General features: G+C 70.3%; 8 protein-coding genes. 6 read left to right on the forward strand and 2 right to left on the reverse strand.

The features are described from left to right. The 6 genes from OZN99_RS19305 to OZN99_RS19330 all read left to right on the forward strand — a co-directional run. Nucleotides 1-1,830, forward strand: a 1,830-nt coding sequence (locus OZN99_RS19305) for an extracellular solute-binding protein (protein ID WP_270936896.1), incomplete at its 5' end; no start/stop codon positions are given. Between the two features lie 22 nt (nucleotides 1,831-1,852). After that, the gene (locus OZN99_RS19310; protein WP_270936897.1) at nucleotides 1,853-2,977 is read left to right on the forward strand and encodes a microcin C ABC transporter permease YejB; all 1,125 of its coding nucleotides are present in this window, start codon (nucleotides 1,853-1,855) and stop codon (nucleotides 2,975-2,977) included. Then, entirely contained in the window at nucleotides 2,974-4,008 is a 1,035-nt protein-coding gene (locus tag OZN99_RS19315) for an ABC transporter permease (RefSeq protein WP_270936898.1), read from the forward strand. The genes OZN99_RS19310 and OZN99_RS19315 overlap by 4 nt, the downstream gene beginning before the upstream one ends. Nucleotides 4,009-4,120: 112 nt before the next feature. Next, a complete protein-coding gene (locus OZN99_RS19320) occupies nucleotides 4,121-5,731 on the forward strand; it encodes an ABC transporter ATP-binding protein (protein WP_270936899.1) in 1,611 nt (536 codons plus the stop codon). Next, the gene (locus tag OZN99_RS19325) at nucleotides 5,731-6,201 is read left to right on the forward strand and encodes a hypothetical protein (protein ID WP_270936900.1); all 471 of its coding nucleotides are present in this window, start codon (nucleotides 5,731-5,733) and stop codon (nucleotides 6,199-6,201) included. The genes OZN99_RS19320 and OZN99_RS19325 overlap by 1 nt, the downstream gene beginning before the upstream one ends. After that, nucleotides 6,201-7,133: a 2-hydroxyacid dehydrogenase gene (locus OZN99_RS19330; RefSeq protein ID WP_270936901.1), complete on the forward strand. Its 933-nt coding sequence runs from the start codon at nucleotides 6,201-6,203 to the stop codon at nucleotides 7,131-7,133. Before OZN99_RS19325 ends, OZN99_RS19330 begins: the two co-directional genes overlap by 1 nt. A gap of 51 nt (nucleotides 7,134-7,184) precedes the next feature. Here OZN99_RS19330 and OZN99_RS19335 read toward each other — a convergent pair whose 3' ends face one another. Together OZN99_RS19335 and OZN99_RS19340 are read right to left on the reverse strand one after the other, a co-directional pair. Beyond that, nucleotides 7,185-7,589, reverse strand: coding sequence for a MarR family transcriptional regulator (locus OZN99_RS19335; protein ID WP_270936902.1), 405 nt, complete (start codon nucleotides 7,587-7,589; stop codon nucleotides 7,185-7,187). A 172-nt stretch (nucleotides 7,590-7,761) separates the two neighbouring features. Next, nucleotides 7,762-8,644 (reverse strand): leucyl aminopeptidase family protein (locus OZN99_RS19340; protein ID WP_270936903.1); only part of this gene is annotated, 883 nt, incomplete at its 5' end.

An 8,644-nucleotide genomic window follows, 5' to 3' on the forward strand; every position in this document is an offset into this window, starting at 1 on the left:
CTCGCGCCGGCTGCGCTCGCCCCCCGGCCGCTCGGCGCCGCCACGCCCGCCGGTGGCTCCGCGGCGCCCGGCCAGGCGATCCGCACCCACGCGCTGTCGCTGCTGGGCGAGCCCGCCCTGCCGGCGGATTTCCCGCATTTCCCCTGGGTGAATCCGGCGGCGCCGAAGGGCGGCGAGATCGCGCTGACCGCGCTCGGCAGCTTCGATAGCTTCAACCAGTTCATCATCCGCGGCACCGCCGCGGTCGGCGCCGGGCTGATCTACGACACGCTACTGAAGGAAAGCGCGGACGAGGCGAGCACCGAGTACCCCTATCTCGCGCAATGGATCGACCTGCCGGCCGACCGCATGGGCGTCAGCTTCGAGCTGAACCCCGCCGCGCGGTGGCACGACGGCCGGCCGGTCACGGCTGCGGACGTGGTCTGGACCTTCAACACGCTGCGCCAGCATGGCCGGCCCTTCTACCGCTCCTACTGGGGCGACGTGTCGGAGGTGGTGGCCGAGGGCGAGCGCAAGGTCACCTTCCGCTTCCGCAGCAACGAGAACCGCGAGCTCGCGCTGATCCTCGGCCAGATGCCCGTGCTGCCGCAGCACTGGTGGGCCAGCCGCGACTTCACCCGGCCGATCCTGGAAGCGCCGCTCGGCTCCGGCGCCTACCGCATCGAGCGCTTCGACGCCGGGCGCAGCATCGTCTACCGCCGCGTCGAGGATTGGTGGGCGCGCGACATCCCTTCGATGAAGGGCACGCAGAATTTCGGTGCCTACCGCTACGAATACTTCCGCGACAACACGGTGGCGCTGGAGGCCTTCAAGGCCGGCCAGATCGACTTCCGCACCGAGAACGTCGCGCGCGACTGGGCGACCGCCTACGACTTTCCCGCGCGCCGGCGCGGCCTGGTGAAGCTGGAGGAGATCCGCCATCAGCTGCCCACCGGCATGCAGGCCTTCGCGGTCAACCTGCGCCGCCCGCTGTTCCAGGACGTGCGCGTGCGCCGCGCCCTGGTGGAGCTGTTCGACTTCGAGTGGATGAACGCCAACCTGTTCTTCGGCGCCTATGCGCGGACCAACTCCTACTTCTCGAACTCCGAGCTGGCGTCGTCCGGCCTGCCGCAGGGCAAGGAGCTGGAGATCCTGGAGCGCTTCCGCAGCCGCATCCCCGCCGAGGTCTTCACCACCGAATTCCGCCTGCCCACCACCGACGGCTCGGGCAACAACCGAGACGGGCTGCGCCGGGCGTTGACCCTGCTGCAGCAGGCCGGCTGGCAGGTCCGCGACCGCCGCCTGGTGAACGCCCAGGGCCAGCGCTTCGAGTTCGAGATCCTGCTGAATACGCCGACCTTCGAGCGCGTGGCCCTGCCCTATGTCCAGGCGCTGGAGCGCGTGGGGATGAGCGTGCGCGTCCGCACCGTGGACCCGGCGCAGTACCAGACGCGCATCGACGCCTTCGACTACGACATGACCGTGGACAGCATGGGCCAGAGCCTGTCGCCCGGGAACGAGCAGCGCGACTATTTCACCTGCGCCAAGGCGCGCGAGAACGGCAGCCAGAACGTCGCCGGCATCTGCGACCCCGCGATCGACGAGCTGGTGGAGCTGGTGGTCAACGCGCCCGACCGCGAGGAGCTCGTGGCGCGCACCCGCGCGCTGGACCGCGTGCTGCTGTGGAGCCACTTCCTGGTCCCGCACTGGCACATCCAGAGCTTCCGGATCGCCTTCTGGGACAAGTTCGGTCGGCCGGAGCGGAACCCGAGATACTCGCTCGGCCTGGATTCCTGGTGGATCGACCCCGCGAAGGAGCGGGCGCTGGCCGATGCGCGGCGGACGCTGTAGCGCGTGACGTCCTGATCCGCCCGTGGCCGCCTACATCCTCCGCCGCCTCCTGCTCGTCGTGCCGACGCTGCTCGGCATCATCCTCATCAACTTCGCCGTCGTGCAGTTCGCCCCCGGCGGCCCGGTGGAGCAGATGCTGGCCGAGCTGCGCGGCGAGGGGCAGACGCTCGGCCGCCTGACCGGCGAGGGCGGCGGCGAGACGCGCCAGCCCGGCAGCGCAGGCCCCGGCATGACCGGCGGCGGCGAGCAGTCCGGCGGGCCGGTCGGCACCTATCGCGGCGCGCGTGGGCTCGATCCCAACATCGTCGCCGAGATCGAGCGCATGTTCGGCTTCGACAAGCCCGCGCATGTGCGCTTCCAGGAGATGATGGTCGGCTACCTGACCTTCGACTTCGGCCGCAGCCTGTTCCGCGACCGCCCGGTGGTGGACCTGATCATCGAGAAGATGCCGGTCTCCATCAGCCTCGGCCTGTGGTCCACGCTGATCATCTACCTCGTCTCCATCCCCCTCGGTATCCGCAAGGCGGTGAAGGACGGCAGCCGCTTCGACGTCGCGACCAGCGGCATCGTGCTGGTCGGCTACGCGATCCCCGGCTTCCTGTTCGCCATCCTGCTGGTGGTGCTGTTCGCCGGCGGGTCCTTCCTGCAGTGGTTCCCGCTGCGCGGCCTGACCTCCCCGGGCAGCGAGCTCTGGCCCTTCTGGCAGCGCGCCGCCGACTACGCCTGGCACATGGCGCTGCCGACGCTGGCCCTGGTGATCGGCGGCTTCGCCGGGCTGACCATGCTGACGAAGAACAGCTTCCTCGACGAGATCGGCAAGCAGTACGTCATCACCGCGCGCGCCAAGGGCAACAGCGAGACGCGGGTGCTTTACGGCCACGTCTTCCGCAACGCGATGCTGCTGATCATCGCGGGGTTCCCCGCCGCCTTCATCGGCATCCTGTTCACCGGCGCGCTGCTGGTGGAGATCGTCTTCTCGCTGGACGGGCTCGGCCTGCTGGGCTTCGAGGCCGCGATCCGCCGCGACTACCCGATCATGTTCGCCACCCTCTACATCTTCACCCTACTCGGGCTGCTGATGCAGATCGTCGGCGACGTGATGTACACCGTGGTGGACCCGCGCATCGACTTCGAAGCCCGCCGATGAGCCCGATCAACCGGCGCCGGCTGGAGAACTTCAGGGCCAACCGCCGCGGCTACTGGTCGCTGTGGATCTTCCTGGTGCTGTTCCTGCTGACGCTCTTCGCCGAGTTCATCGCCAATGACCGCCCGCTGGTGGCGAAGGTGGAGGACCGGTGGCTGTTCCCGGTGCTCGTCGGCTATGCCGAGGAAGACGTGCTGCCAGGCGGCCTGCCGATCGAGATGGACTGGCACGACCCGGAGCTGAAGCGCGACTTCGCGGAGAAGGGCGGCTGGGCGATCTGGCCGCCGATCCCCTACAGCTACCAGACCGTGGTGCGCGACATCGGCCGCCCCTCCCCCGCGCCGCCCTCCGCGCGCAACTGGCTCGGCACCGACGACCAGAGCCGCGACGTAATGGCGCGCGTGATCTACGGCTTCCGCATCTCCGTCCTCTTCGGCTTCACGCTGACCATCGTCAGCTCCCTCGTCGGCGTCGCGGCCGGTGCGGTCCAGGGCTACTACGGCGGATGGGTGGACCTCGGCTTCCAGCGCTTCATCGAGGTCTGGTCGGGCATGCCGCAGCTCTACCTGCTGATCATCCTGGCCAGCGTGATCGAGCCGAGCTTCTGGACCCTGCTGGTCTTCCTACTGCTGTTCTCCTGGATGGGCCTGACCGGCGTGGTGCGCGCCGAGTTCCTGCGCGGCCGCAACTTCGACTACGTGCGCGCCGCCAAGGCGATGGGCGTGGGCGACACCACGGTGATGTGGCGCCACATCCTGCCCAACGCGATGGTCGCGACCCTGACCTTCCTGCCCTTCGTGCTGTCGGGGTCGGTCACGGTGCTGGCCAGCCTGGACTTCCTGGGCTTCGGGCTGCCGCCGGGCTCGCCCTCGCTTGGGGAGCTGGTGGCGCAGGGCAAGAACAATCTGCAGGCTCCCTGGCTCGGCATCACCGCCTTCGTCGTGTTGGGCGGCGTGCTGACGTTGCTGATCTTCGTGGGCGAGGCGGTGCGCGACGCCTTCGATCCGCGGAAGTTGCCCGGAGGAGGCCGATGAGGCCGACGACCGCTTCACGGCAGGGACGGAGGCCGATGAGGCCGACGACCGCTTCACGGCAGGGACGGAGGCCGATGAGGCCGACGACCGCTGCACGAAGGGATGGTGGGCGGTGACCCGGACCATCCTGGACGTCGAGAATCTCTCCGTCGCCTTTCGCGGCCAGCGCGTCGTCGAGGGCGTTTCGTTCCACGTGAAACGCGGGGAGACGGTGGCCCTGGTGGGGGAGTCGGGGAGCGGCAAGTCGGTCACCGCGCTCTCCTGCCTGCGTCTGCTGTCCGGCGCCGGCACGAACCCCGAGGGCCGCATCACCCTGGACGGAACCGACGTGCTGGCCGCCGAGGGGGAGGCGCTGCGTCGCCTGCGGGGCGGCGTCGCCGGCATGGTCTTCCAGGAGCCGATGACCTCGCTGAACCCGCTGCACACGGTGGGCCGCCAGGTGGGCGAGGCCGTGACGCTGCACCGCCCCCTGCGCGGCGCGGCCCTGCGGGAGCGCGTGGTGGAGCTGCTGCGCCGCGCCGGCTTCCCCCAGGCCGAGGATCGCCTCGGCGCCTATCCCCACCAGCTCTCCGGCGGGCAGCGCCAGCGCGTGATGATCGCGGCCGCCCTGGCGAACGACCCCGCCCTGCTGATCGCCGACGAGCCCACCACGGCGCTCGACGTCACCATCCAGGCGCAGATCCTGGAACTGCTCGCCGATCTCAAGCGGCGGCTGGACATGGCGATGCTGCTGATCACCCACGACCTGCAGATCGTCCGCCGCCATGCCGACCGTGTCGTCGTCATGCGCCACGGCCGCGCCGTGGAACAGGGCCCGGTGGCGGAGGTCTTCGCCCGGCCGCAGCACGAGTACACGCGCATGCTGCTGGCCACCGAGCCGCGCGGCCGGCCAGCGCCGGTGCAGTCCACTGCACCGGTGGTGATGCAGGGCGAGCAGGTGAAGGTGCATTTCCCCATCCGCCGCGGCGTGCTGCGCCGCGTGGTCGGCGTGGTGAAGGCGGTGGACGGCGTCAGCCTGGAGATCCGGGAAGGCGAGACGATCGGCCTGGTGGGCGAGTCCGGCAGCGGCAAGACCACGCTCGGCCTCGCCATGCTGCGGCTGGAAGGCAGCGAGGGCGCGATCCGCTTCGAAGGCCGCGACCTCCAGCCGCTGGACCGCGGCGCATTGCGGCCGCTGCGTGCGCGGATGCAGATCGTCTTCCAGGATCCCTACGGCGCGCTCTCGCCGCGCATGACCGTGGCGGAGATCGTCGGCGAGGGGCTGGCCGTGCACGAGAAGCTCTCCGCGGCCGAGCGCGCTGCCCGCGTCGCCGCCGCGCTGCAGGAGGTCGGGCTGGAGCCCACCATGGCGGAGCGCTACCCGCATGAGTTCTCCGGCGGCCAGCGGCAGCGCATCGCGATCGCCCGAGCCCTGGTGCTGAAGCCGCGCCTGGTCGTGCTGGACGAGCCGACCAGCGCGCTCGACGTGTCGGTCCAGGCGCAGGTGGTGGAGCTGCTGCGGGATCTGCAGGCGAAGCACCGCCTGGCCTACCTCTTCATCAGCCACGACCTGCGCGTGGTGCGCGCCATGGCGCACCGCATCATCGTGCTGAAGGACGGGAAGGTGGTGGAGCATGGCGAGACGGAGGCCGTTGTCGGCGCGCCGCAACAGCCCTACACGCGCGCCCTGATGGCCGCCGCCTTCGACCTGGCCGCGGCCGAGACTGGCCATGTGAGGAGCTGATGGACGAGGACGCGGCCCCGACGCCGCCGCTCGAGATCATGAAGGGGCTGCTGGATGCCGAGCGCCTGAAGCTCGGCGTGCATATCCGCAAGATGAATTCCCCCGGCAGCCCGGTGTATCGCTATGGCGAGAACGTCTGGCCGGCCGCGCTCATCCTGGTGTCCTCCTTCGCCGGCACCGCGTGGGTGCACTTCTACCTGGGCGGCGCGATCCTGGCGGTGGGCTGCTGGTGGTGGCTGGCGAAGGTGCAGCCGAAGGTGAAGGACGGCGTCTTCGAACGCACCTGCGGCTGGGCGCTGCAATCCGACGACCATTTCGACGCGCTCTGGGCCAAGGGCGTGCTGAGCCTGTTCGCCGAGCTGCCGGATGGCCGCAAGGTCGCGGCCACGCGCCGCGACGACTGGCGCAGCTTCGTCCGCCTGGTCTGGCGCGAGACGGCCGCCGCGCCGCCCGCTCGGGAGGCCGCGTGATGGCCGTTCTGCTCTCCACCAAGACGGCCGTGATGGCGGTCTGGCGCGACGCCCTGCTCGCACTGGATCCGACGCTCGAGATCCGCATGTTCCCCGATGCCGGAGACCCCGCCGACATCGAGGCGGCAGTGGTCTGGACCGCGCACGACATGGCGGAGCTGCGGCGCTACCCGAAGCTCAAGCTGATCGTGTCCATGGGCGCCGGCGTGGACCATCTGCTGCGCCCGCCCGGGCCGCCGCCCGGCATTCCCGTCGCGCGCCTGGTCGACCGGATGCTGACCAGCCAGATGGGCGAATGGGTGCTGCTGAACGTCCTGCGGTTCCACCGCCAGGACCTGGAGTATCGCGCCCTGCAGCGCGAGCGCAGCTGGCTGGAGTTGCCGGCCCCGGTCACGGCGGAACGCCGCATCGGGATCCTAGGCCTTGGCGAGCTTGGCACGCATGCGGCGGGCCTGCTGCGCGGCCTCGGCTTCCCGGTGATGGGCTGGACGCGCCGGCCACGACAGGTGGAGGGCGTGGAGACCTTCCATGGCGAGGACGGGCTGGCGGCCATGGCCGGCCGGTCCGACGTCCTGGTCTGCCTGCTGCCGCTGACGCCGGCGACGCGAGGGATCGTCGATGCCCGGCTGCTCGGGCGGCTGCCACGCGGCGCTTTCGTGGTGAATGGCGCACGCGGAGCGCATGTCGTGGATGCCGACCTGCTCGCCGCGCTGGACAGTGGGCAGGTCGCGGGTGCCGCCCTCGACGTCTTCGACCCGGAGCCGCTGCCGGTGGACCACCCCTATTGGGCGCATCCACGGGTGGTGATGACGCCGCATGCCGCGAGCATCACCATCCCCGCCAGTGCCGCCCCCCAGGTGGTGGACAACATTCACCGCGCCCGGGCGGGCCGGCCCCTGATCAACCTGGTCGACTTCGCCGCCGGCTACTGACCTGATCGGCGGCGCGGGGCAAGGCGGCCCCGCGCCCCCTTCGCGTCCGGTTCAGCCGGCGCGGCGCGGCGCGTTGGCGTCGCCCGCCGCGTCGGCCTGCGGCGGGTTCTCCCGCGCCTGTTGCTCTGCGCCGGCCATGATGCTGCGCATGTCGCGCAGGAAGGCCGCGCCCTTCAGCGTGCGCTGGACCAGCACGCTGCGGCGGTCCATCGGATCCACCTTGCGCCGGGCCAGGTCGAGCTCGCCCAGCCGGTCGAGTGCGCGGGTGATGGCGGGCTTGGAGACATTCAGCTCAGCCGCCAGCCCGCGCACGGTATGCGGGCCGTCTGTCAGGTAGACGGTCAGGAAGACACCCAACTGGCGGGCCGAGAGGTCCGGTCCGTCCCGTCGGACGAGAGCCACCACCGTATCCCGCAGGATGCCCACCAACACGTCGGGGTTCGTCTGCGTCGCCATGGTCTCAAATCCTTCCTGGGCGCCCTCCAGTTTTCCCGATGCCGGCTTCGCCTTGGCTCCGGAACGTCCCTTGGCGCGCCGCTGCGATGTGCCGTTGCGTGAATGGTCCTCGCGCGAAGCACTCTTTGGAGAGCGGCTTGACCCAGAAAGTTCCCGTTTCATCTTGGCTTTGTTACCGTCCTGCGTTGCCTTGCCGTGCCAGCAGTGTCGTCGTGGCCCGCACGATGGCACGTGCGGCCTGGATTTCCCCGCCTTCAGGCCGTCCCGGACGCGACTGGTCGTTCCAGGCGTAGAGATCAACGTGAGCCCAGCGCGTCCCATCCGGCACGAAGCGCCGAAGGAAAAGTGCGGCAACGATCGCACCCGCCATCGGCTTCGTTGCAACGTTGTTCAGGTCGGCTATCGAACTGTCCAGCCAAGATATATAATTTTTCTGTAATGGAAGGTTCCAGAGCGGATCATGGGTCTCCGTACCGGCCCGGAGCAGCGCCGCAACCACCTCCGCATCGTCGCAGAACAGCGCCGGCAGGTCGGGTCCCAGCGCCACGCGCGCCGCGCCGGTCAGGGTCGCGCAGTCAAAGACCAGGGCAGGGCTGGCCTCGGCCGCGAAGGCCAGAAGGTCGGCCAGCACCAGGCGCCCCTCGGCATCGGTGTTGCCGATCTCCACGGTCAGCCCCTTGCGGGTGCGGATGACGTCGAGCGGCCGGAAAGCGGTGCCGGAGACAGCATTCTCCACGGCGCCGACCAGCAACAGCAGCCGGATCGGCGCGCGGGCGGCCATCAGCATCTCGGCCGCCGCCATCACCGCCGCAGCGCCGCCCATGTCCTTCTTCATCCGCAGCATCGCGGAGGAGGGCTTCAGGTCGAGCCCCCCTGTATCGAAGCACACGCCCTTGCCGCACAGCGCGACGAGCGGCCCGTCCGGCGCGCCCTCCCAGCGCAGCACCGCGACCCGCGGCGCCCGCGGCGAGCCCCCGCCCACCGCCTGCACGGCCGGGAAGCCGTCCGCCAGGGCGGCCCCCTCGATCACCTCCACCGTCGCGGCATGCGCGGCG

Source organism: Falsiroseomonas oryzae (assembly GCF_027856955.1).
Taxonomy (GTDB): Bacteria; Pseudomonadota; Alphaproteobacteria; order Acetobacterales; family Acetobacteraceae; genus Falsiroseomonas; species Falsiroseomonas oryzae.

What these genes read in the sequence shown, in the direction of transcription:
- OZN99_RS19315 (WP_270936898.1), top strand. Translation starts at nt 2,974, where the DNA reads ATGAGCCCGATCAACCGGCGCCGGCTGGAGAACTTCAGGGCCAACCGC.
- OZN99_RS19325 (WP_270936900.1), top strand. Translation starts at nt 5,731, where the DNA reads ATGGACGAGGACGCGGCCCCGACGCCGCCGCTCGAGATCATGAAGGGG.
- OZN99_RS19330 (WP_270936901.1), top strand. Translation starts at nt 6,201, where the DNA reads ATGGCCGTTCTGCTCTCCACCAAGACGGCCGTGATGGCGGTCTGGCGC.
- OZN99_RS19335 (WP_270936902.1), bottom strand. Translation starts at nt 7,589, where the DNA reads ATGGCGACGCAGACGAACCCCGACGTGTTGGTGGGCATCCTGCGGGAT.